Origin of the sequence: Limnobacter sp. SAORIC-580 (assembly GCF_013004065.1) — a bacterium.
Taxonomy (GTDB): Bacteria; Pseudomonadota; Gammaproteobacteria; order Burkholderiales; family Burkholderiaceae_B; genus Limnobacter; species Limnobacter profundi.
In genome coordinates, this window is record NZ_CP053084.1 from 2,654,926 (window position 1) to 2,677,739 (window position 22,814).

Genomic DNA, 22,814 nt, shown 5'->3' on the forward strand with positions numbered 1-22,814 from the left:
CCAATTTACCAAAAAAAAACGGCCCCCGGCTGCACGAAGCAGCACGGACGCCGTTGTCCAACTCCCGTGGTCACTTTCGTAACCGTGGGAGACCTGTCAATCCACCTGCAGATCGCCGCCGTTGACGACCTACGCCCCTATCAATGCAAGGGGCGTGCCAGCCGATTCAATGTGGTTTTGCACCACAAAGAGGCTGATTCCGGTGAAATGGGGGAGTATTGGACGGGCTGGCTGGCACCCAACTAGTGCAGCGCACCATTCTGTGTAGAACAGTGCGCTGGTTTGTTACAGCGTACAAAAACCGGTTGGGTCTTGAACTTGATTGGGTAAGGCCACGCTGGCACTGACTGTAACAGGCACGGGCAAGCGGTTGAAACTACTGACAAAAACAGGGTTGTAGCCCTGAATGGTCAAGGTGAGCGAATCGCCTTCCAACAATTGAACCGAGATACCCGGCAACTCGATTGCTTTCTCGCCATAGCCTTTCAACGGCGTAATTTGATCGTGCAACACGGTTTGGGTACCATCGGCACGCTTCAAACCCAACCCCACGTACACAATGGGCGCCTCCGGCGAAGCCGGGCCAACTGGCTCTACTTTCACAGTGGCTTTGGGCGTGCCCACGAAACAACCGGGCAAGTTCGCATTGTTCAATTCAACATACACGGGTTGGGCCAACTGCGCTGCCTGTGTTGAGGTTAAACCAGAAAACAGACCTGCCACGCCCGCCGCCACCTGCGTGGGTGCAGTAAACGCCGAGGCTGCGCGCACACCTTCCAGTTTTGGGCGGTTGGATGAATTGGACTTCACCTCAACTGCGGTGGGGTCATTTCTGCTGTCTTCAAGAACTGAAGCAATTTCGGGCAAGGGCACTGGGTCGAACCCCAGGTAATCCGCAGACCTGGATTGCCTGCCGCCCACCAAATGCTGGGCGAGGAACTGGAACATCATGTTTTTCAGCGGAATAACGCAACGGCCTGTTTCAGCATCCCAGTTGGCGGCGGGGCAGGTATTGCGTGTGGTTTTCAGCCAGATGAGGCTTTCATTGAAGGCGTATTTGGCGCCTGTGCCTTCCAGCGCCATATTGGGGTCTTGCTGCACGCCCAAAGCATTGAGCAAGTGCCCGTATTTGACGAACAACAATTTCGCATCGGCATTCACCTTGCGATAGCACTCAAAGTTTTGAATTGCTTCGTTCAGGTTAAACAACACATCAGTAGCACCTTGAATAAAAAAGGCAGGCACATCTGATTTCAGGTTCATGCCTCTGGGCAAGTTTGCAGACAAGTCGCAGTAGGAAACGGAGCCTTGCGAGCCCAATCGTTTTGCGATTTCCTCGGACACCACACCGGTGGTGTTGGCCTGCGCCAAACCCTCAAACAGGAAAGGATCGTAGCGCCCACGGTTGCTTTGCAAACCACCGGCCACCAAACCGTTGAGGTACGTGGTTTTGGGCACACCACCGGGGTTCAGGCTGTAGCGCAAGTCGTACCAGGTGCCGTTGGGCACCATGGCATCAATTCGGGGATCAAGCCCGCTGCCAATCAGTTGAAAAGCACCACCATAACTGCGACCAATGGTGCCGACCACCGGGTTCAATGTCCCGGCCTTGCTGCGGTAACCCAGATTGGGCAAATTGGCTTCGGCCCAATCCAGAATGGTTTTTAAGTCTTTGCCCTCAAAATCAGGATCAAGAATAGTGACATTGCCACCGGTGTCGCCGTGACCGCGCTGATCATAAGAAATCACGTACCAGCCTGCACGCCCGGCGATCGGTTCTTTTTCGTTGTAGGCCACTTGCAGAGTGTCTACACCAATTTCGGAGGTTTGTTGGGCCTCGTCGAAATCAAGCGTTGCAGCGCGGTTGCCGCCAAAGCCGTGGGAGTGCAACAACAGGGGAGTAGCCTCGCCCGCATCCAACTCCGGAAAATAGACAGTTAACGCCAAATCTGTGCCGTCAAATGCCGGGATGACGACCTGCTCAACACGTGCGGCATGGCCTGTAGCCGTTTGCTGGCTTTTGACCCGCAACGGCATTTCAGTTTCAGAAGGGCTAAGGCCACCACCGCCGCTTGAGCCTGTATTGCCAACCCTTGCCTGGTCAGTTTCCGACAGGCAACCCGCAAGCCCAACTACCAACAGCAGTGGCCCCAGCAGTCTGCTTACACTGATCAACATTAAGTGTCTCCGATTTGTAATGTTTTGACTATTACTAGCACTTGAAGCCTTTCAGATTCAATTGCTTATCGAAGCCACGCTAAAATAAAGAGTTGATTCCATTCTGGCCGCCTGAAGTGACTTCTGCTGCAAATTCTCCGAAAATCGTGCTTGGTTTTGAAAGCTCCTGTGACGAAACTGGCGTAGCACTGTGCACCACCGATGGCCGCATTCTTGGGCAAGCACTGTATTCTCAAATTGCAATGCACAAGGACTACGGCGGCGTGGTGCCCGAACTGGCTTCACGCGATCACATTCGCCGCCTGATTCCGCTGATGGATGAAACCTTTGAACAGGCCGGCATTGCCTTACAGGATGTTGATGCCATCGCCGTAACCACAGGCCCCGGTTTGCCAGGCGCGCTGATGGCAGGTTGCGCCTTTGCCTACAGCCTGGCGATGGGTTTGAACTTGCCTGTAATTCCTGTGCACCACCTGGAGGGGCACTTGCTGTCACCTTTGCTTTCTTCGAACCCACCTGCCTTTCCTTTCACCGCGCTGTTGGTCAGTGGCGGGCACACGCAACTGATGGGTGTGGAAGGCCTGGGACGTTACGCCCTGCTGGGTGAAACGTTGGACGATGCGGCTGGCGAAGCGTTTGACAAAACCGCAAAAATGATCGGCCTGCCTTACCCAGGTGGCCCGGCATTATCAAGACTGGCAGAAAGTGGAAATGCGGAACGCTTCAAACTGCCCCGGCCCATGCTGCACAGTGGCGATTTCATGTTCAGTTTTTCTGGCCTTAAAACCGCAGTACTGACCACCGCCATGAAACTGGCAGGGGTTAGCCAACCTTCTGAAACCATGGTGATCAGCGACACCAACAAAACTGACCTCGCAGCCAGTTTTCAAGCGGCCATTGTGGAAACCCTGGTGAAGAAAGCCTTGGCAGCTTGCCTACAGCAAGACCACAAGCGCTTGGTTGTGGCCGGTGGCGTGGGTGCCAATCAATTGCTAAGAGAACAATTGGTGAAAGCGGCGCGCAAACGTGGTGTGGAGGTTTACTTCCCCGAGCTAAGCTTGTGCACCGACAATGGTGCGATGATTGCTTTTGCAGGTGCCATGCAACTGGCCATGAACCCAGCGCTGCTGGATGCGCGGGATTACGGCATGCGCACTCGCCCCAGGTGCGAACTGGCCACCCCGATGGAAATTTAAAATGGAAATTTAAATTGAACCCATCGACAGCAAATGCCACTGACTGTGTTTACCGTTTCGCCTCTTGCAGCACCCATGATAAATGCAGCTGAATGCCCCATTTGCTACGAAATACCTTCCCCAAAGAACAATCCAGAAATTGAACTTTGCAATAACCAGCACACTGCGTGCACAAATTGCGCACGCAAATTGGCCAATCAGGCGATTGCACAGGGCATGGACCCGCGTTGTATGATGTGCCGGGCACCAATTACCGCAAGCAATATCCTCGTTAATCCAATAGACGCCGCGCTTCACCGCTTGCGCGAGGAACCATCCAACCCCAACTATTGGGCACAACTTGGTTTGACCTTGGGCACCGATGAACATGTAATTTTCCAGGGTAAAGCGTATTCCAAACAAAGGTGTTTTAACAAAGCCGCAAAGCTGAGTGCCTAGAAACTCGGGCAAGCACCAATTACCATAGGGGTTCTGAAAAAGGTATTCTTTAAAGCTGTCAAAGAGGTACCCCCTATGAATGCGCCCACCGAAGACTTTGTACTGAATGCCGCCCAGCGCGCAGAAGTAATCGCAGGACTGAACCAGATTCTGCCCGCACACACAGTTTTGCATGAAGTTGAAGACACCAAACCCTATGAATGCGATGGCCTGAGCCTGTTTCGGCAGCTGCCCATGGTGGTGGCCTTGCCGGAAACAGAAGATCAAGTCGTTCAAATCCTGAAACTGGCCAATCGCCTGAATGTTCCGGTGGTTGCTCGTGGCGCGGGCACTGGTTTGTCTGGCGGTGCACAGCCCCACAAGCACGGCATTCTTCTGGGCATGGCCAAGTTCAACAAAATCCTGAAAGTGGATGTGCAATCGCGCAGCGCTGTGGTGCAGCCTGGTGTTCGCAACCTGGCCATTTCCGAGGCCGTGGCCCAACACCAGCTTTACTACGCACCCGACCCCTCCAGCCAAATTGCCTGCACCATTGGCGGCAATGTGGCCGAGAATAGTGGTGGCGTGCATTGCCTGAAGTACGGCCTTACCGTGCACAACGTGTTAAAGGTGCGCGCCATTACCATTGAAGGTGAAATCGTTGAGTTCGGATCTGAAGCACCCGATGCTCCCGGCCTTGAATTGATGAATTTGGTGATTGGCTCTGAAGGCATGCTGGCTGTGGTTACTGAAGTCACCGTAAAACTGGTGCCCAAACCCGCACTGGCACAGGTCATTATGGCCAGCTTTGACGATGTAGCCAACGCAGGCAATGCCGTGGCTGCCGTGATTGCTGCCGGCATTATTCCCGCTGGCCTCGAGATGATGGACAAACGCGCCAGCCAAATGGTTGAGCCTTTCGTGAAAGCCGGTTACGACACTGAAGCCGAAGCCATTTTGCTGCTTGAAAGCGATGGCACCCCGGAAGAAGTGGCCGAAGAAATTGCGGAAATGACCCGCGTGCTGAACGGCTGCGGTGCCACGGCCATCAAGGTGTCGCAAAGCGAAGCTGAGCGCCTGAAGTTTTGGGCGGGGCGCAAGAATGCATTTCCTGCTGCTGGCCGCGTGTCACCCGACTATTATTGCATGGACGGTACCATTCCCCGCAGAAGCCTGGCCCGTGTACTCAACGCCATCACCGAGATGGAAAAGAAATACGACATGCGCTGTGCCAACGTGTTTCATGCAGGCGACGGCAATTTGCACCCCCTGATTCTGTTTGATGCCAACAAGCCAGACGAAATTAAACGCGCCGAAGACTTCGGTGCCGAAATCCTGGAACTGTGCGTGGAAGTAGGCGGCACAGTGACCGGCGAACACGGCGTGGGTATCGAGAAAATCAACCAAATGTGCGTGCAATTTTCACGTGCTGAACTGGATGCATTTTTCGCAGTTAAAAAAGCCTTCGACGAACCTGGTTTGCTCAACCCTGGCAAGGCCATTCCAACCCTGCACCGTTGCGCTGAATATGGCCGCATGCATGTGCATGGTGGTCAAGTGCCTTTTGCAGACCTGCCCCGCTTTTAAAAGAACGAGACCATGAGCGACTTTATCGACGACCTGTGTAAGCAGGTGGAACTGGCTGCACGCAACAACACGCAAATTCGCCCGGTGGGTGGCGGCACCAAAAACTTTTACGGTGGCCCCTTGCAAGGCATTGAGGTGGACATGCGCCAATGGGCTGGCATTGTGGAGTACGAGCCAACGGAATTGGTAATCACGGTAAAACCAGGCACGCCGCTGGCTGAAGTGGAAGCGGCACTGGCTGCGCAAAAACAGGAATTGGCATTTGAGCCACCAAGGTTGAGCGCCGGCGGTACCATTGGCGGCGCCATCGCCAGCGGCCTGGCTGGCCCGGCTCGTTTAAGCCGTGGTGGCGTGAAAGATTACGTACTGGGCTGCACCCTTTTGGATGGCAAAGGCCAACTGCTGCACTTTGGCGGCGTGGTGATGAAAAACGTGGCCGGTTACGATGTATCCCGGGTTATTCCCGGCAGCATGGGCACGCTGGGCATTGTCACTGAACTGTCGATCAAGGTCATGCCGGTTGCACCCGCTGAAGCCACCCTGCAGTTCGAGATGGACGTCAACAAAGCCATTTCGCAAAGCAATGAATGGTTGTCCAAACCCTTGCCCATTTCGGCCACATTCTTTGAGAATGGCAAGCTGACTGTGCGCCTGCGTGGTGCCAGCGCCGCGGTGCAGGCCGCCATTAAAAACATGGGTGGACAGGAAATTGAGGTGCAGCAGGCACAAGCCTTCTGGACAAGCGTACGCGACCAGCAACATGAATTTTTCAGCCGCGAAGGTGATTTGTGGCGCTTGGCCGTGCCACCCACCACAGTAGATTTGGCCATGCATGGTCAAAGTGTGCATGAATGGGGCAGTGGTTTGCGCTGGTTCCGTGCAGATGACTCTTCTGCTGTAAATGCCGAACAAATTCGCGCAATGGCCAAACGCGTAGGCGGCCATGCCACTTTGTACCGAACTGCCAACGAAGCTGCGCGCGTTCACGCATTCCAGCAACCCGATGCGGTGATGCTGAAACTGCAACGCCGCCTGAAAGAACAATTCGACCCGGCTGGTGTGTTCAGCATCAACCGCCTGTCACCTATTTTGTAAGCAGAGCCCATGGACACCCAACTCGCAGACTGGATCAAAGACACCCCCGATGGCAAGGCCGCAGATGCCATTTTGCGCAAGTGCGTGCACTGCGGTTTTTGCACAGCCACCTGCCCAACTTACCAAATACTGGGCGACGAATTGGACAGCCCACGCGGTCGTATTTACTTGATCAAGCAAGTGCTTGAAGGCAAGCAGGTAACCCGCAAAACCCAGCAACACCTGGACCGTTGCCTCACCTGCCGCAACTGCGAAACCACCTGCCCTTCCGGCGTGAAATATGGCCAGTTGATCGACATTGGCCGCAAAATCGTAGACGAGCGCGTAGAGCGCCCCATGGCTGAAAAACTGACCCGCGAAAGCCTGAAAATGCTCATGACCAACCGCCCCATGTTCACTGCGGGCATGGCCATGGGCAAGGCTGTGCGCGGCATACTGCCCGAAAGCATCAAGAAAAAAGTGCCTGCCAAGCGCGCCACCCTGCCATTTGCCAACACCGCACACACACGCAAAGTTATTTTGCTGAAAGGCTGCGTGCAGCCTGCAATGATGCCGTCGATTGACTCTGCAACATCGGTAATACTCAATGCGCTGGGCATTCAAAGCATGGTGGTACAGGAATCAGGCTGCTGTGGTGCCGTGAAGTTTCACCTGAACGACCATGCGGGTGGACTTGCACAAATGAAAACCAATATTGATGCCTGGTATTCACTGCTACAAAGCGGCGAGGCTGAGGCCTTGGTGATGAATGCATCAGGCTGCGGCGTAACCGTGCGTGAATATGCACATCACTTTGAGAACGACAAGGAATACGCCGCCAAAGCCAAACTGGTTAGCGACAAAACTCTGGACATTGGCGAGTTCATCACCCAACAAAACGCCGACGGGCTGGCGCGCCTTGGAACCAGAGTAAAGGCAGCCATTGAACAGCAACGCATTCCAGGCACCATTGCATTTCACCCGCCGTGCACATTGCAACATGGCCAACAAATCAAGGGCGTGATTGAAAATGTGTTGACTACTCTTGGCTTCAAACTAACTCCAGTTGCGGACTCCCATTTGTGCTGCGGATCAGCGGGCACCTATTCAGTATTGCAACCCGAACTGTCCAAAGAACTGAAGAAACGCAAGCTGGCCAATTTGATGGCGGGCAAACCCCAAGCTATTGCATCGGCCAATATTGGTTGCTTGGGTCATTTGGAAAGTGATGCCACCGTGGACGTGCGGCATTGGGTGGAGTGGGTGGCGCAAGCAGTTTAAATGGAACTGACATTCTTGCAATTTCACTAAGGTGTCCTTTTACCTTTTGAAAACGCAATTTAGTCACCATGAACCCAACCCAATTTACCAGTGCACCGCCCATTCAACACATGAGTTACAACGCTTCAGCGGGCACCGACCCCCTCCAGGGTAGTGGGCTGGTTGCTGCTGCCCGCCGACAAGCCTCACAAATTTTTGAATCTGAAGGGATTAATGTTGTTCAAGAGATTGTGAGCAAATGCAACGCCATTGAAAACCAGATGTTTCGTGGTGTTCCCGTTGCTACGCGAATGGCCTTGGGGGAATTTCTGGTGAGTCGCAGAATAACAAACCCCGGGGATTTAACGACACGTCAGGAAAATCTTTGCGCATGGGTGATGCTTGAACACACAGCTTTAAATCCGAGTCAAAAACTGTCTTTCAATCAACTGCAAAGCTTTGCGAAAAAGCCAGCTCAGTTAGACATTGCGACGAAGATTGCCAGTCAATTGTCATTGACACAGGAACGCTTCACCCGTTGATCACTTCCGGCAAATCACCTGCCTACGGCTGTAGTAGCCAGGGTGCGAGGGCACCACTGGCATCATCATGTCTGCACCGTCAATGCTGCGAAGCACATCCTCGGTGCAGGCAGTAACACCCAAACTGGCCAGCCATTTGGTCGCAGCCTCGTCAGCATCCAGTTCAAATTGACGGTTCATTGCATGCAGTTTTTCCATGGTGGCCGGGTTGCGTTCAATCGCATCAAAAGCCATGTCGGGTGTAGGCTGGCCAGCCAGTTCCATGGCTTTAGAGCCCAATTTTTTCTGATGCTCCAGGTGCACATGGGCGTATTCATGGGCGATCACAAACAACACGCCATCGGGTGTTAAGCGGCTCAAGAAGTCAGGATCCATGGTCAGCAGCGCGCCCTCGATGCGGTCTGACACGTAGGCCCTGCTCCAGGTTTTTGTCAGCTCAACCTCAAGCTTCATATTAGGCACTGTTTTACCCAACTGAACAATTGCATGGTCGATGTCAGTGCGGGTTGCCGCCTGTGCGCTTGAGTAAAACAAGGCAAAGCCCAGACAGGTGATCCATACAAACCGCAAGACTTCGACCCACACACGCCACATACTCCACTCCAACTTCGAGCAACATTACTTACTAAGTGTAATCACGACACCGGCGCCATGCAATTGGCTAGAAACCAAATGGCTTCAGACCGCTTGCAAACTGTATGGCGTCCAGGGGTCGAAAACTGGTCAAGGCATGGGTTTCAACCACCAGCGATTCAAACATGGGGCGCTGATCTTCGGTCAACTCAGCGCCGTCAAACTGAATGAACGGATCGGTCCCACCCTTGATCGTCGCCAACAAAGCCATTTCTAGTACGGAGCCTGGCAAATTCACATGATCCGAAGTAGATAACCAAGCGGCTGCCTTGCTGCGATTCTCCATGCCACCTTCCAACCACAAACACGCGCGACGCAAAGCATTGGTCAAACCGGTCATCGCCTCGGGATTTTCTTGAGCCCATGCACGGGTACAACCCAAGACTTTTTCTGGGGCCTTGGGCCACAAACCATTCGATGTCGCCACAATAGTGCCCAAACCCTCATTCACTGCCAAGGAATTGTAGGGTTCTCCAACACAAAAGGCGTCAATCAAACCCGCTTGCAATGAACCCACCATACGGATCGGCGGTACCACTTCAAAGCGCACGTCCTGATCCGGGTCAACATCGTTCAAGCGCAACCAACGGCGCAGCTGCAGGGTGTGCATCGAAAACGGGAACACCGTGCCGAATACCATCACACGCTCACCCCGGGATTTTGCCGCACGCAAGGCTGAGCCAAGGGTTTCACCCTCGACCAGCCCGGATATCAACGCCGCCAAGGCCTTGCTGACCGTAATCGCATTGCCACTCCGGTTCAACACCAATGGTGCCAATACATCTTTTTTGGGAGAACCACCCAAGCCCAACTGAAGAGCGATAGCCATGGGCGAAAGCATGTGTGCCGCATCAATTTCCCCGTAGGCGAGCTTGTCGCGTAGCGTAGCCCAAGACGCCTGCTTGACCAGTTCTACAGTCAAATTCTCCGCCTCGAAGAAACCCGTTTTCTGGGCCACCACAAACGGCGCAGAATCAGTCAAGGCGATCACGCCGATGCGAATTTCCTGTTGCATTACAAGCCACCTCCGCCCAACATTTCAAACACCTCAATCACGTTGCGGGCAGTGTCAACCAAACGCTGATTACGCTCCATGGCAAGCTTGCGCATGGCGTGGTAGGCCTCGTCTTCATTAAAATTGCGGTGCTTCATCAACAGGCCTTTGGCTTTGTCAATCAGCTTGCGGTCTGCAAGTTGATCCCGGGTTTTCTGCAACTCGTTTTTTAGCGCCTGAAACTCACGAAAACGCGCCACCGCCACCTGCACAATGGGTCGAACCCGATCCGGGTTCATGCCATCGGCCACGTAGGCACTCACGCCAGCCTTGATGGCGCTGGCAATCGTCTCTTCGTTGTCTTCATCCGAAAACATGATGACCGGCTTGGGATTGCTACGCGACAACACGGCCATGTTTTCCAGGCAATCGCGATCGGGCGAGTCGATGTCCACAATCACGATGTCGGGTTGGGACACCGCCACATGCTCAACCAAACGATCAGCAGAACTGAGACGGGACACCAACACATAACCTGCATCAAGCAAGGCGCGTTCCAGTATGGCAGCGCGGCCTGGTTCTTCGTCGACCAAGAGTACTTTCAGTGGAGGTGTGGCGGCTTTGCCGGTTTTGCTATTGACCATGAACAGGTTTACTCATTCCTCAAGGAGCAAGGCGGGACATTGCCCATGAATCACCTTGCAAGGTGTAGGCCAGGCGATCGTGAAGTCGCGATGGACGGCCCTGCCAAAACTCAAAAAAATCGGGCACCAAACGGTAACCGCCCCAAAATGGTGGCCGCGTTTGCGGGTCACCCTGCTGTTCTTCCTGAGCCTGACGCACCCTGGCTTCAAGCACAGCACGGGAATCGATTACCTGGCTTTGCGGCGAAGCCCAAGCACCCAATCTGCTACCTGCCGGTCGAGACAGGTAATAGGCATCAGACTCTTCGGGACTGCACTTCTCTACCCGCCCCTCGATCCGCACCTGTCGCTCCAGTTCTGTCCAGTGGAACAGAATGGCTGCATGCGGGTTCTGCGCCAACTCCTGGCCCTTGCGGCTTTCATAATTGGTGAAAAACGTAATGCCGCGCGCATCCAGCCCCTTGATCAACACAATACGGGCCGAGGGTCGCCCCTGTGCATTGACCGTCGCAAGTGTCATGGCATTGGGTTCGGGCAAATCCGCAGTCAAAGCCTGGTCAAACCAAAGCTTGAAGAAGTCGAGTGGATTGGCCAGGGCGTCGGCTTCGTCCAGTGTGGCTTGGGTGTAGTCTTTTCGAAGATCAGCGATCGACATAAAACAAAACTCCTGGGTGCTGCTAAAGGTATCATGACCTTTATTTTCACATGCAGACAGCACCACAATGAAGAGCAATGCCGATCTCATCGACGAATTCTGCACCACTTTGTGGCTTGAAGAAGGATTGGCCAAAGCCACACTGCAGGCTTACCGCAGCGACTTGCAACAACTGGGAAACTGGCTGGACGAACAGTTTGCGGAAAACCTGCTGCAAACCAGCAGTGAACACATCCGCAACCATGTACACGACCTGCTGGAATTAAAGCCCAGCAGCCTGAACAGAAAACTAAGCAGCTACAAACGTTTTTATTTGTGGCTGAACACCACCAAGCAACGCGAAGACAATCCCTGCACCCAACTGCAAAGTGCCAAACGCGGCTTGCGCATTCCCAAAACCCTGAGCGAGAAACAAGTACTGGACCTGCTAGCCGCACCCGACCTGAGCAACGCTGCAGGGCAGCGCGACAAGGCCATGCTTGAATTCATGTACGCCAGCGGCCTGCGGGTCAGTGAACTGGTGAACATGCCCTTGCGCGCCATTGACCTGAATGTTGGAGCAGTGAAGGTGCTGGGCAAAGGCAAGAAAGAACGCTTGGTGCCCATGGGCGAACCTGCAAGGCTGGCGATTCAGCTGTATTTGCAGCAGGCCCGTGGTGAGTTGTTGAAGGGGAAAACCAGCGACTTTTTATTCGTAACCCACTTTGGAACACCGATGACACGGCAAGGCTTCTGGAAAAACGTAAAGCGCCTGGCCTTGATTGCTGGAATCAACACCACAGTCAGCCCCCACGTGTTGCGGCACGCATTTGCCACGCATTTGATCAACCACGGCGCCGATCTGCGTGTGGTGCAGTTGTTGCTGGGCCACGCTGACATTGGCACCACCCAGATTTACACCCATGTGGCCAAAGAACACCTGCACACCTTGCTCAATCAAAGCCACCCACGATCAAAAAGTCGCTAAAATCGACGCCAAAGCCCAACAACAAGGAGACACTTTTGCTTAATTTTGCCGCTGGCCTGCTGATCGCCTATTTGATTGGTTCTATTTCATTCGCAGTGGTTGTTTCCAAATTCGTGGGTTTGGCCGATCCACGCACTTACGGCTCAAAAAATCCTGGCGCCACGAATGTGCTGCGAAGCGGCAACAAAAAAGCAGCCGTGCTGACTTTGTTGGGTGATGCCTTGAAAGGCACGCTCGCCGTGGCCTTGGCCTTCCATTTTCAAGACCAATTGGGTTACAGCCGTACCGACATTGCCTGGATTGGATTGGCTGCGTTTATTGGTCACCTATACCCGGTGTTCTTCAAATTTGAAGGGGGTAAAGGCGTGGCCACCGCGCTGGGCGTGCTGCTTGGTTTGAACTGGGTACTGGGCCTGGCCACCGCCATTACCTGGATTGTAATTGCCTACTTCTTCCGCTATTCCTCGTTGGCAGCCCTGATCGCCGCGCTGTTTGCTGTGTTTTACAACGCACTGCTGTTCGGAATTAATGGACAGGCTGCTGCAATCACGATTATGTCCGCATTGCTCATCTATCGACACAAGCAGAACATTGCCAATTTGATTGCAGGCAAAGAAAGCAAAATTGGGCAGAAGAAAAGTTAAGCACCAATATTGCTTTCTTGCTCTGTTTACTTAAGCGGCTGCTGGTTTCTGATAAAACTGCCAGTGGCCGGTATTGCCGGTTCCGTCGTATCGAAGTGTTGGCCAAGTGTCAGGATGGCCTTGTTGATCAACTGAAAAATTCTCGGGCAAATAAATATCAGGAGCATCGCCGTTTCCGTTTCTTATTACCACCGGTAGGCTCAAGGCGTTCAAAAATGCCGCACCGAAATCACCTTCTGCCTGTACCTCACGCTTCGCTTCAAGGGCCTGCAAAGTGGCTCGCGCATCACTTGACCAAGCCTTTGCCTGCTTTTTGGCAATTCCGATCATCAAGTTAACTTGCTTATTCTCAAGCGCAGGATTGTTTATCATGCCGCTTAAGGGAGCCTTCGTGGTTTGATCATAAATTTCCTGAATCTCGCTTGTGGTCAGATCGCTGCCAATTTGTGATACGCGTGTTGTAAAGTCCTCTTTGGACAACGCCTGTGCTGCCACCCCCCATGCAGATCGCAACCAGCAACGATTCTTGTCTGGCGCCACGTTCTGCAAGACTCGCGTATTAAGGTCAGCCAATTCAGTAGTCAAAACATGCCCTCGAGTAATGTCGAGCAGCAATGGTGTTAACTCTTTCATTTTAGAGACGATATCTGACGGGATATCTTTGACCTCCGAGGCAATATGCGCAGAAATGGCTGCCATTGCACTGCGGTTCTCATGGTATTTCTTGACCTCAACTTCGCTGGGTGCACTCGCCCCCTCGGGGTAATTTGTGAGAAACACCCGTTCATAATCTTTTTGCAGATTGTGCAGTTGCTTGGTTCTTGGTTGACCTGCATGGTTCAACACCTTGCCCCACATGGCCACAACCCACTGATTATTAGATAATTTATTGGTGGCTTCCACACGGAAAGAGGTTGCTGCTGCCCCGCTACGCGCCGGAACAACTGTCGGTGCGGACTCGGGCGTGGAAGATTGCGAACCCGACAAGGGATTGCCTACAAACTGACTCAGCTTGGTGTGGACGAAACCAGGAATTTCATTGGTTTGAGATGCGGACAAACCGATGACCCTGGGTGCTTGTTTGCCCTTTGAAACAGGCGCCCAAGCTTTCTGTAAAAAGTCACCGGTGCGCTTCAATTCAATAATCATTCGGGGACTCAACGGGTCTTTCAATTCAACATTCAAGGAACGGCCGTCCAGGTAAGAGATCAATGCTTTTGCGTTCGCGCTCGAACCCGGCTCTTTCTCGGCCAAAGCCATCAAATCCCGCTTCATCTGGGCTACCTGCACCACATTCACGGGGCTTCGAATGGCTTGACACATACGCTCTTTCTGGTTGATTTGACCGACGTAGGCTCGGAATGCAGACCAACCCTCACGCACCAGTCTGCCACCCGCCAAGTTAATGAAATTACCTGTTGAAGCCTTCGCTTGCCGGAAGAAACCTTTACGCGCTTTGCTGGCAAGATCAGCCGAAATTTGACGCGCTGAAGCCAGGGAATTTGCGGCCCCGCCCGCCCCGGCTCGTTCGGTGAGCCACTGCCCCGCCTGTTGATGAAAGTCATTCAAAGTACGTTTGAAGGCGATCATTGAGCGGGGGTCAAGCGGCTTCTCCTTGGTCGATGCCGCCACTTCTGCCTCAAACTTTTTTAGAATGCCAACGAAGCGAGTCACTTCGTCGCCATGAATCGTCAACAGGTCATTGGGAAGAGCGGCAATAATCAAAGACGATGCCTCTACGGCGTGCTGTGGTGTAATCACTGCATGCTCAAGACTAACTGGTTTGCCATTGCGAAATAGCTCCCGCTGCAACACTTCGGACACATGACCGAGCAAAGTAAGGCGCACACCGATGTGTTCTTCCGGATTGCGTGCAAATTTGCCAGTGGGCGTAATAAACCATTTTTTCAACCCACTCAACCCTGACTCCACTTTATATGCCAGCGAAGGCGCATCCAGTGAAAGTGTCTCGGTATTGAACCCGGCAGCGACCAAGTTAATGGCCGCCAAATGATGCACATGCTTTCGACCCTCGGGACGACTCATGAAATTGAGCACATCATTGACGCTTTTTTCTTCGTTGGCCCTCAGCGCGCCGCCCAAAGCAGCCAAGAACGAACGCTTGTCACCCCGAGATTGTGTAGGTTTAGGTTTGCCTTCGTTTTGAAAAAGATTCAGATCAGAGCCAAACTCAGCCAAACGGTGACTCAGGGTCAGTGCTCGAGGCGAAACATGGTTACCCGAACCAGAGTTACCCAAAAGAAGGGCCTGGTTCAAACTGCAACCGTTTTCAATGGGGGGGGATTCCTTGCCATTGGCCAACATGGCCAGATTGAACGGTAAATCCTTAACATCCGACCGATTAACTGCAACGCGTGCACCCAATTCTTCGATTGCGCGCAAATCGACACCGGCCAACTCCACCTCATGCTCAATATCCTCAAACTGTTTACTCAATTTCTTGAGGTCGCCAAGCGCATCATTCACGTGGTCGATCTGGGCTCGAAGCTGAGACACTTCACCTGCTCGCCCCTCCTTTTTTGCAATATCCAAATCACTTTTAAGTTTGTCTAGGCTCTGATTGTGTTGATTATTCAGTTCGCTTAATTTCTTAGAGAAGGCCTCCAGTTTGGCCACCTGACTATTCACTTTAGGCTGCAATTCGGGCAACGTTACATTGATCAAGTGCGAAGAACGTTCTTGTATATGTTTGTAACCCACTTGTGCAGATTGCGCTGCTTCACGCAGCTGTGACCCGTTCCTGGCCTTTGTCAACCAAACTTTGGCATACTTTCCCTCGAGTGTTTTTGGCGGAGAAAATGTATCAAGCGCGGAACGCGTAATCCGCTGTTCATCTAGCAACTCGCCTTTTTTTCGATTGCTGACCTCGACAAGACGAAGTTCACCAACCAGACCCTGTTTTCTCGCTTCAACAACCTTTTTCAACGATTCTGTTGATGTTCTAAGTTTTTCAAATAAGGTAGTCACCGCTTTGATATCAGACAAAGCATCAATCGCCGCCAGCTCTGCATTGAGTTCTGCCTGAACTGTTTTTTGTTGTTTTTCAGTTTCAAGCTGCTTTTTAAGCTTGACTACTTTGCCCGAGAGTCCGTCCTGGCTGGCGACCTGCTGCACCACCTCGGAAATGGACTGACTTTTCGAGCCAAAATAGCTAAGAGGATTCAACCAACTCCAAACACTGCCGGATTTAACTTCAGGTTGTGGCGATGACGGCAAAGAAGATGTCGAAGTGTGGCGGGTTGGGGTAGCCGTCCCTCCTGGCGTTGCAGGCGCTGGGGATGGCGAAACTGTTGCGGAACCCGCTGGTGTTGCTGCTGGTGTTGCTGCTGGTGTTGCTGCTGGTGTTGCTGCTGGTGTTGCTGCAGCGGGAGTTGCAGCCACTGCTGGGCCTGCTTTTTTCATGAGTCCAATGATGAAATTCTTCACATCATCGGACTTGTGACCACCACCCAGTTTTTCAACCCGAACCGCCAACTCATCAACAATCGATTTCAACTCATTACTTACTTCTTCAGTGCCAGCAATCTGATGGCACTCAGTAAGTAACTCGATGACATTGGGCCGCGCCTGTGGTGAGCGTGTGAAATCCGCTTTGGTTTGAGTTGCAAGCAGCTGTGAAGAAGGCCGAGGCTGAACCACCGATTTATTGGATGCGGCCGCCGGAATGGGCGGAACAACTGTGCCTTTTGAATTGGATGAAATAGGAGAATGCTGAGTCACGAATTAGCTCCGAGTCTGAATCATGGGGTCAATTTGAAGAATTCTTCTTGAGACTGTGAAGGGTCTGGAGTTGCTTGGAGGTGGTGACAACATTCAACTTTAAAACCGAGAGCAGCTCTTTGATATAGGGGCCGGGGACAAGTAGTCCGTCCGTAGATTGAATTTTCAACCCCAACAATGTTTGTTCAAGCAGATTGAGATTGCCGATAAGATCAGCTTGAAAATCTTCGGGAAGATCCTGGCCACATACTGACCGAGCCAGTTCATCGGCGGTGCTCAGTGCATTTTGCCAATGCAGCGCGGGGTTCTGCTTCAAGTCTGCGCTCAGTTTTTTCCAAATGGCTGATACAGCCTTTGACAGGCCACCCTCACCCACAGTCTTTGCGCTAGAGGGTGATTTGGCTGCACTTTCCGCAACAACACTTTGAGGAGGTAAGGAGGGTGAATTCCCTACCCCGGAGGAACTGGCCGGCATGTATTCCCCTTGCCTGAAATTCAGTAAAACGACAGGGGAAATATCCCCTTTCATCTAAGGAACAAATGCGGCCGGAAAGTTCCTCCAGCTATTGATACATATCAGTTTCTACTGGCGTAAAACTGCGCCAGCGCGGCTGCAGTGTGCCCCGCTTTCTTGCCTTTCGCCTTGGCCAGCGTTTGCGGGCTTCCCTGCGCCACCAATTGACCTCCGCCAATGCCAGCCTCGGGACCCATGTCGATCACCCAGTCTGCCTGGGCGATCAAGTCAAGGTCGTGTTCAATCACCACCACCGTGTGGCCCGCGTCCACCAGCCTGTGCAGCACGGCAATCAGCTTTTCCACGTCGTTCATGTGCAAGCCAACAGTGGGTTCGTCCAACACGTACAAAGTGGGCGGGCTCATTTGTACACCCGCTTTGTTTTCCCGCACCTTCACCAGTTCAGTCACCAGCTTGATCCGCTGAGCTTCGCCCCCACTGAGGGTGGGGCTGGGTTGACCAATTGTGAGGTAACCCAGACCAACGTCATTCAATAAAGTGAGCGCCTGCGCAATCGCAGGGTGCGCCTCAAAAAACGGCGCCGCCTCTGAACAACTCATGTTCAGAATTTCCGCAGCGGTTTTGTCGCGCCAGGTGACTTGCAAGGTTTCAGGGTTGAATCGTTTGCCTCGGCAGGCTTCGCACACCACTTTCACGTCTGGCAGGAAGTTCATTTCAATGGTTTGCATGCCTTGGCCGTCACACACCGGGCAGCGGCCGGGCCCTGCATTGAAACTGAAGCGGTTGGCTGCAAAACCGCGCATGCGGGCTTCAATGGTGTCGGCCAGCACATTGCGAATTCGGTTCCAGAAGCCAATATAAGTGGCAGGGCAACTGCGCGGCGTTTTACCGATCGGAGTTTGGTCCACTTCCAGTACACGGGCAACTTGGTCAGCACCTTCAATTTCATCGCAGGCAAACCAGTTGTGTACGGGCTTGCCTTTCTTGTTTTGGTTCAACACATACTGGCGCATATTGGCCAACAAAATGTCGCGGGCCAGGGTAGATTTTCCGCTACCAGAAACGCCAGTGATGGCCACCAAACGGCCCAGTGGAATATCCACATCCAAACCCGTAATGTTGTGCAGTTTGGCACCCTTGATACTCAATCGTGCTGTGTCTTTTTCAACCAGCCGTTTGGGGCTTGGCAGGTGCGGAATGGGGTTCTTCAGGTAACGGCCTGTCAGCGAATTTTTGTCCGCGGTTACCTCAGCCACTGTGCCTTGGGAAATAATTTCACCACCCAATGTGCCCGCACCAGGGCCAATGTCGACCAAGCGATCAGCGCGCTGCATGGTGTCAATGTCGTGTTCAACAATCACCAGGGTGTTGCCCTTGGCGCGAAGTTCCTCAAGCGCGTCCAGCAGGCGATGGTTGTCGCGGGTGTGCAAACCAATGGTGGGTTCGTCCAGCACGTAACACACACCGCGCAGGTTGGTGCCCAACTGGCTGGCCAAGCGAATGCGCTGGGCTTCACCACCACTCAGGGTGGGCGCACTGCGGTTCAGGTGGAGGTAATCGAGCCCCACCTGTTTCAAAAACTTCAATCGCCCAGCCATTTCAATGCGAATGTCTTTGGCAATTGCAGTTTCACGTTCATCCAACTCAAGCTGATCCACCCACAGCAAAGCGTCACTGACTGTTTGGTCGGCCAGTTCGGCAATGTTGTTGTTCTTGAACTTCACAGCCAGCGCGGTGGGGTTTAGGCGTTGGCCATTGCATGATGCGCACACCATGCTTTCCCGCAAATAGCTTCCTTCTTCATTTTCAGCATTTTCGTCTGCACTTTTGTCTTGCTCAGAAAGCCACTTGCCTTCTTCGCCTGTGGTTTCAGCATCAAAGCCTTCTACTTCTTCACCCACGCCAAAACAGCTGGCGCACCAGCCATGTTTGCTGTTGTAGCTGAACAAGCGCGGGTCGAGTTCCGGAAAGCTGCGCGCGCAACTGGGGCAGGCACGTTTGGTGGAATAAAAACGAATGGCAGGTGATTCGCCTTTTTTTCCGGGCGCCTCGACCATTACTGTGCCTTTGCCATATTCCAGCGCAAGTGCCAGTACTTCGCGCAGTTCTTTCTCACCTTTGGCTTGAATGCTCAGGGTTTTAACGGGAAGTTCAATGTGGTGTTCCTGATAACGGGCCAATTTGGGCCAGGGGTTGGTGGGCACGTACTCACCATCCACGCGCAGGCGTTCATAACCGCGGTCCACGGCCCATTTTGCAATTTCGTTGTAAATACCTTTACGCCCCTGTACCAGTGGGGCCAGCAAGGTAATCTCCTGCCCTTTGTAATGCTGCATGATTTGCGCCAGCATGCTGTCCATGCTTTGCGGAGCAATGGGCACTTCGCAAGTGGGGCAATGCTGAATGCCCAGCTTCACGAATATCAGGCGCAGGAAGTGGTACACCTCGGTGACTGTGGCTACTGTACTTTTTCGACCACCACGGCTGGTGCGCTGCTCGATCGCCACCGTGGGTGGGATGCCAAAAATAGCATCCACATCGGGCTTGGCAGCAGGCTGCACAAACTGGCGTGCGTAGGCATTCAAACTTTCAAGGTAGCGGCGCTGGCCTTCGGAAAACAAAATATCAAATGCCAGCGTCGATTTTCCGCTGCCCGAAGGTCCGGTAATTACAGTCATTTTTTCACGCGGAATAGTCAAACTGACGTTCTTCAGGTTGTGCTCGCGCGCATGCAAAATTTCAATGCCATCGGTCAAACCTCGGCGGCTACTTGCCGTGTTTAGCCCATACAAGGCGGCAGCCTCGGCCACCATGTGGTCACTACCTTGATCACTGCCTTTGTTCAAATCGGCAGCATCCAGCAAATTGGTTTGCGCCAAATACTGCTTAATTGCAATGCCGGTGTGGCTGGCTTTGTTCTTTGCAAGTTGTTCAGGTGTGCCTTGGGCCACCAGTTCACCACCGTATTCACCCGCTTCAGGGCCAAGGTCGATGAGCCAATCGGCGGCGCATATTACATCCAGGTTGTGTTCAACGATCAGCACACTGTGCCCTGCTTCCTGCAAAAGGCGCAGCGAGCGCATCAGCTTGGCCACATCGTCAAAATGCAAACCGGTGGTGGGCTCATCAAACACAAACAGGTCACCACGCTTGGCCACTTTCTGGCCGCTGGCAGTGGGCTTCAAGTTGGCCAGAAAGCCAGCCAGTTTCAGGCGTTGTGCTTCACCACCGCTGAGCGTGGGCACGGGCTGACCCAGGCGCAAATAATTCAAACCCACTTGTGCAAGCGGTTGCAGTGTTTTTAGCAGTGCGGTGTCTTTCTCAAACAAATCAAGGGCCTGGTCTACGGTCAGTTCAAGCACCTGCGCCATGTTCAACACTTGGCCTTTTCGTTCAAGCGTGACTTCCAGTGCCTCTGGCCGGTAGCGTGTGCCATTGCATTCGCCGCAGCGCAAATACACGTCGCTTAAAAACTGCATTTCTACATGTTCAAAGCCATTGCCGCCGCACATGGGGCAGCGGCCGTCGCCACTGTTGAAACTGAAAAAGCCGGGTTTGTAATCGCGCTCTACGGCAATTTTTGTTTTGGAAAACAGCTTGCGCAATTCATCAAAGGCGCCCACATAGCTAGCGGGGTTGCTTCGCGTGGTTTTTCCGATCGGGCTTTGGTCAACAAACGCCAGTTGTGAAATATGCTCTACACCCTCCAATGAATCAAAGTCACCCGGTGACTCTGTGGGCTCGCCTTTTATTTTTTTAATGGCGGGTACCAGAACGTCTTGCACCAAAGTGCTTTTGCCCGAACCTGAAACACCAGTGAGTACCACCAGGCGGTTCAGCGGCAATTTGAAATCAATGTTTTTCAAGTTGTTGGCGCGCACACCAGTCAAGGCAATATGCTCTGTGGAATCGCCCACCGGCTCGATGTTTTCCACCACCTTCAGTTCGCCCTTCAAGTAGCGGGCAGTCAGCGAATTTGCCTGGGCAATTTTGGCGGGCGCGCCATCAAACACAATATTGCCACCGGCTTCACCCGGGCCTGGACCAATGTCCACGAGCCTGTCAGCCTGGTTCATCAATTGCGGGTCGTGCTCAACCACCACCAAGGTGTTACCGGCCTCTTTCAGACGCTGCATGGCTTGAGCCACGCGCGCAATGTCGCGGGGGTGCAGGCCCACCGAGGGTTCGTCCAATACAAACAAAGTATTCACCAGCGAACTGCCCAGTGCCGTGGTCAAATTGATTCGCTGTACTTCACCACCACTCAGGGTTCTGCTTTGCCTGTCCAGTGTCAGGTAACCCAAGCCCACTTGAATGAGGAAGCCCAAGCGGGTGCGAATTTCTTGCAACACCAAATCACTGGCCTCATCGAGCGCGCCGGGCAGTTGCAGGTTTTTAAACAGTTGCGCCACTTTCAATAGCGGCATCTGCATGATTTCATGAATGCTGTGCTTGCCAGAATCGCTGGGCAACTTCCACAGCAGTGAATCGGGTTTCAAGCGTGTACCGCCGCAATCCCCACAAGGGGTGTAGCTGCGGTATTTGCTCAACATGACCCGCACATGCATTTTGTAGGTGCGACTTTCCAGCCATTCGAAAAAACGGGCCACACCATAGAACAAGTGACCATCCCAATTGCCGTCAAAATTGGCATCGCCTTCAATCACCCACAACTTGTGTTCTTCGGGCAAATGTTTGTAAGCAACATCGGTGGCAATGCCGCGTTTTTTGGCAAATTTCACCAAATCTTTCTGGCAGCTTTTGAAACTCTCCGTGGTCCAGGGCTTTACCGCACCTTCTTCCAGCGATTTGTTTTCATCAGGGATAACAAGGCCATAATCGATTCCAATCACCCGTCCAAAACCACGGCAGGTGTCGCAAGCGCCCAAGGGGGAATTGAAGCTGAAGTGGCTGGGCAGCGGGCTTGAATAATCCAGATCACAGGTGGCGCAGTGCAGCCCCTCGGAATAGCGCCAGGGCTCTCGTTCTACAGCCCCTTCATCGCCAGTTTCAGGCAGCGCAAACACATTCACTTTGCCTTTGCCGCGGTGCAGGGCGCTGGCCACGGCGTCGCTAAAACGACTTTCCTCAACACCCGCCACGCGGAAGCGGTCTTGCACCACATCGAGCAATTTTTCCACCACGCTGCGGCCTTTTTTAATCGGTGTTTCGAGGTGAATTCGGGTATAACCTTGCGCGCTCAGGAAATCTTCAATCTCCTGAGTCGTAAATTTTGCGGGCACGCGCACGGGAAAGGTAACCACCAAGCGTGGGTCGTTTTGCGCAGCGGCCTTGTCCAGTATCGATTGTTTGATGGTGGCTACGGTGTCTTCACGTACCCACTGGCCACACTGGCGGCAATGCAGGTGGGCGGCGCGAGCGTAAATCAACTTCAGGTGATCATTGATTTCAGTCATTGTGCCCACGGTGCTGCGGGAGGTGCGCACGGGGTTGGCCTGATCGATGGCAATGGCGGGCAATACGCCTTCAATGCTGTCTACATCGGGTTTGTCCATGCGGTCCAGAAACTGGCGTGCATAGGGCGAAAAGGTTTCAACGTAGCGGCGTTGCCCTTCGGCATACAGGGTATCGAACACCAATGAACTTTTACCACTGCCTGACACACCCGTGAACACTGTGATTTCACCGGTTTTGATGTCGATGTCAACGTTTTTCAGATTGTGCTGGCGGGCACCCTTGATGCGAATGATGTTCCCAAGGTATTGGGAATTTTGGTCTTTTTTTGCTTTGCTAGTCATGGGGTGCCTGCAGGGTAAAACAGTTGCTACATGACTTTGATTGTAATG

16 protein-coding genes are annotated in these 22,814 nt (G+C 53.1%); 8 read left to right on the top strand and 8 right to left on the bottom strand.

All coding sequences use genetic code 11. The annotated features are described in order from the left end of the window. Positions 1-66 precede the first annotated feature (66 nt). Positions 67-246: a hypothetical protein gene (locus HKT17_RS12440; protein WP_171100462.1), complete on the top strand. Its 180-nt coding sequence runs from the start codon at positions 67-69 to the stop codon at positions 244-246. 39 nt (positions 247-285) lie between these two features. On the opposite strand, the gene HKT17_RS12445 is transcribed toward HKT17_RS12440, so the two are convergent. Then, on the bottom strand, positions 286-2,178 hold the full coding sequence (locus HKT17_RS12445) for an alpha/beta hydrolase (RefSeq protein WP_171100464.1): 1,893 nt from the start codon (positions 2,176-2,178) through the stop codon (positions 286-288). Between the two features lie 143 nt (positions 2,179-2,321). On the opposite strand from HKT17_RS12445, the gene tsaD reads away from it, so the two are divergent. The 5 genes from tsaD (at position 2,322) to HKT17_RS12475 (ending at position 8,254) form a co-directional block, all read left to right on the top strand. After that, positions 2,322-3,374, top strand: coding sequence for a tRNA (adenosine(37)-N6)-threonylcarbamoyltransferase complex transferase subunit TsaD (gene tsaD / locus HKT17_RS12450; RefSeq protein ID WP_240965966.1), 1,053 nt, complete (start codon positions 2,322-2,324; stop codon positions 3,372-3,374). A 513-nt stretch (positions 3,375-3,887) separates the two neighbouring features. Continuing rightward, on the top strand, positions 3,888-5,378 hold the full coding sequence (locus tag HKT17_RS12460; protein WP_171100469.1) for an FAD-linked oxidase C-terminal domain-containing protein: 1,491 nt from the start codon (positions 3,888-3,890) through the stop codon (positions 5,376-5,378). Positions 5,379-5,390: 12 nt separating this feature from the next. Continuing rightward, on the top strand, positions 5,391-6,473 hold the full coding sequence (gene glcE, locus HKT17_RS12465; RefSeq protein ID WP_171100471.1) for a glycolate oxidase subunit GlcE: 1,083 nt from the start codon (positions 5,391-5,393) through the stop codon (positions 6,471-6,473). Between the two features lie 9 nt (positions 6,474-6,482). Further along, positions 6,483-7,733 (top strand): glycolate oxidase subunit GlcF, encoded by a 1,251-nt coding sequence (glcF, locus tag HKT17_RS12470; protein ID WP_171100473.1) that lies wholly within the window; start codon positions 6,483-6,485, stop codon positions 7,731-7,733. A gap of 68 nt (positions 7,734-7,801) precedes the next feature. Beyond that, entirely contained in the window at positions 7,802-8,254 is a 453-nt protein-coding gene (locus tag HKT17_RS12475) for a hypothetical protein (RefSeq protein WP_105027202.1), read from the top strand. Here HKT17_RS12475 and HKT17_RS12480 read toward each other — a convergent pair whose 3' ends face one another. The 4 genes from HKT17_RS12480 to pdxH form a co-directional block, all read right to left on the bottom strand. After that, positions 8,255-8,848 (bottom strand): M48 family metalloprotease, encoded by a 594-nt coding sequence (locus tag HKT17_RS12480; RefSeq protein ID WP_171100475.1) that lies wholly within the window; start codon positions 8,846-8,848, stop codon positions 8,255-8,257. Positions 8,849-8,915: 67 nt separating this feature from the next. Then, complete coding sequence (locus tag HKT17_RS12485) at positions 8,916-9,902, bottom strand: CmpA/NrtA family ABC transporter substrate-binding protein (protein WP_171100477.1); 987 nt, start codon at positions 9,900-9,902, stop codon at positions 8,916-8,918. Continuing rightward, entirely contained in the window at positions 9,902-10,525 is a 624-nt protein-coding gene (locus HKT17_RS12490; protein ID WP_105027205.1) for an ANTAR domain-containing response regulator, read from the bottom strand. The genes HKT17_RS12485 and HKT17_RS12490 overlap by 1 nt, the downstream gene beginning before the upstream one ends. A 19-nt stretch (positions 10,526-10,544) precedes the next feature. Next, positions 10,545-11,180, bottom strand: coding sequence for a pyridoxamine 5'-phosphate oxidase (gene pdxH / locus HKT17_RS12495; RefSeq protein WP_171100479.1), 636 nt, complete (start codon positions 11,178-11,180; stop codon positions 10,545-10,547). A gap of 67 nt (positions 11,181-11,247) precedes the next feature. Here pdxH and xerD point away from each other — a divergent pair, with 67 nt between their 5' ends. Together xerD and plsY are read left to right on the top strand one after the other, a co-directional pair. Next, positions 11,248-12,147 (top strand): site-specific tyrosine recombinase XerD, encoded by a 900-nt coding sequence (gene xerD, locus HKT17_RS12500; RefSeq protein ID WP_171100481.1) that lies wholly within the window; start codon positions 11,248-11,250, stop codon positions 12,145-12,147. A gap of 35 nt (positions 12,148-12,182) precedes the next feature. Beyond that, positions 12,183-12,791, top strand: coding sequence for a glycerol-3-phosphate 1-O-acyltransferase PlsY (gene plsY / locus HKT17_RS12505; RefSeq protein WP_171100483.1), 609 nt, complete (start codon positions 12,183-12,185; stop codon positions 12,789-12,791). 30 nt (positions 12,792-12,821) lie between these two features. Here the strand turns inward: plsY and HKT17_RS12510 are convergent, their stop codons facing one another. From HKT17_RS12510 to uvrA, 3 genes are all read right to left on the bottom strand, one after another. Then, entirely contained in the window at positions 12,822-16,286 is a 3,465-nt protein-coding gene (locus tag HKT17_RS12510) for a coiled-coil domain-containing protein (protein ID WP_171096839.1), read from the bottom strand. Between the two features lie 274 nt (positions 16,287-16,560). Continuing rightward, on the bottom strand, positions 16,561-17,007 hold the full coding sequence (locus HKT17_RS12515) for a hypothetical protein (RefSeq protein WP_171100485.1): 447 nt from the start codon (positions 17,005-17,007) through the stop codon (positions 16,561-16,563). Positions 17,008-17,108: 101 nt separating this feature from the next. Further along, positions 17,109-22,766, bottom strand: coding sequence for an excinuclease ABC subunit UvrA (uvrA, locus tag HKT17_RS12520; RefSeq protein WP_171100487.1), 5,658 nt, complete (start codon positions 22,764-22,766; stop codon positions 17,109-17,111). Positions 22,767-22,814: the final 48 nt, after the last annotated feature.

Bases quoted from the DNA above. Each gene is read 5' to 3' on its own strand.
- HKT17_RS12445 (WP_171100464.1), bottom strand. From the start codon at position 2,178: ATGTTGATCAGTGTAAGCAGACTGCTGGGGCCACTGCTGTTGGTAGTT.
- HKT17_RS12460 (WP_171100469.1), top strand. From the start codon at position 3,888: ATGAATGCGCCCACCGAAGACTTTGTACTGAATGCCGCCCAGCGCGCA.
- glcE (WP_171100471.1), top strand. From the start codon at position 5,391: ATGAGCGACTTTATCGACGACCTGTGTAAGCAGGTGGAACTGGCTGCA.
- glcF (WP_171100473.1), top strand. From the start codon at position 6,483: ATGGACACCCAACTCGCAGACTGGATCAAAGACACCCCCGATGGCAAG.
- HKT17_RS12475 (WP_105027202.1), top strand. From the start codon at position 7,802: ATGAACCCAACCCAATTTACCAGTGCACCGCCCATTCAACACATGAGT.
- HKT17_RS12480 (WP_171100475.1), bottom strand. From the start codon at position 8,848: ATGTGGCGTGTGTGGGTCGAAGTCTTGCGGTTTGTATGGATCACCTGT.
- HKT17_RS12485 (WP_171100477.1), bottom strand. From the start codon at position 9,902: ATGCAACAGGAAATTCGCATCGGCGTGATCGCCTTGACTGATTCTGCG.
- HKT17_RS12490 (WP_105027205.1), bottom strand. From the start codon at position 10,525: ATGGTCAATAGCAAAACCGGCAAAGCCGCCACACCTCCACTGAAAGTA.
- pdxH (WP_171100479.1), bottom strand. From the start codon at position 11,180: ATGTCGATCGCTGATCTTCGAAAAGACTACACCCAAGCCACACTGGAC.
- xerD (WP_171100481.1), top strand. From the start codon at position 11,248: ATGAAGAGCAATGCCGATCTCATCGACGAATTCTGCACCACTTTGTGG.
- HKT17_RS12515 (WP_171100485.1), bottom strand. From the start codon at position 17,007: ATGCCGGCCAGTTCCTCCGGGGTAGGGAATTCACCCTCCTTACCTCCT.
- uvrA (WP_171100487.1), bottom strand. From the start codon at position 22,766: ATGACTAGCAAAGCAAAAAAAGACCAAAATTCCCAATACCTTGGGAAC.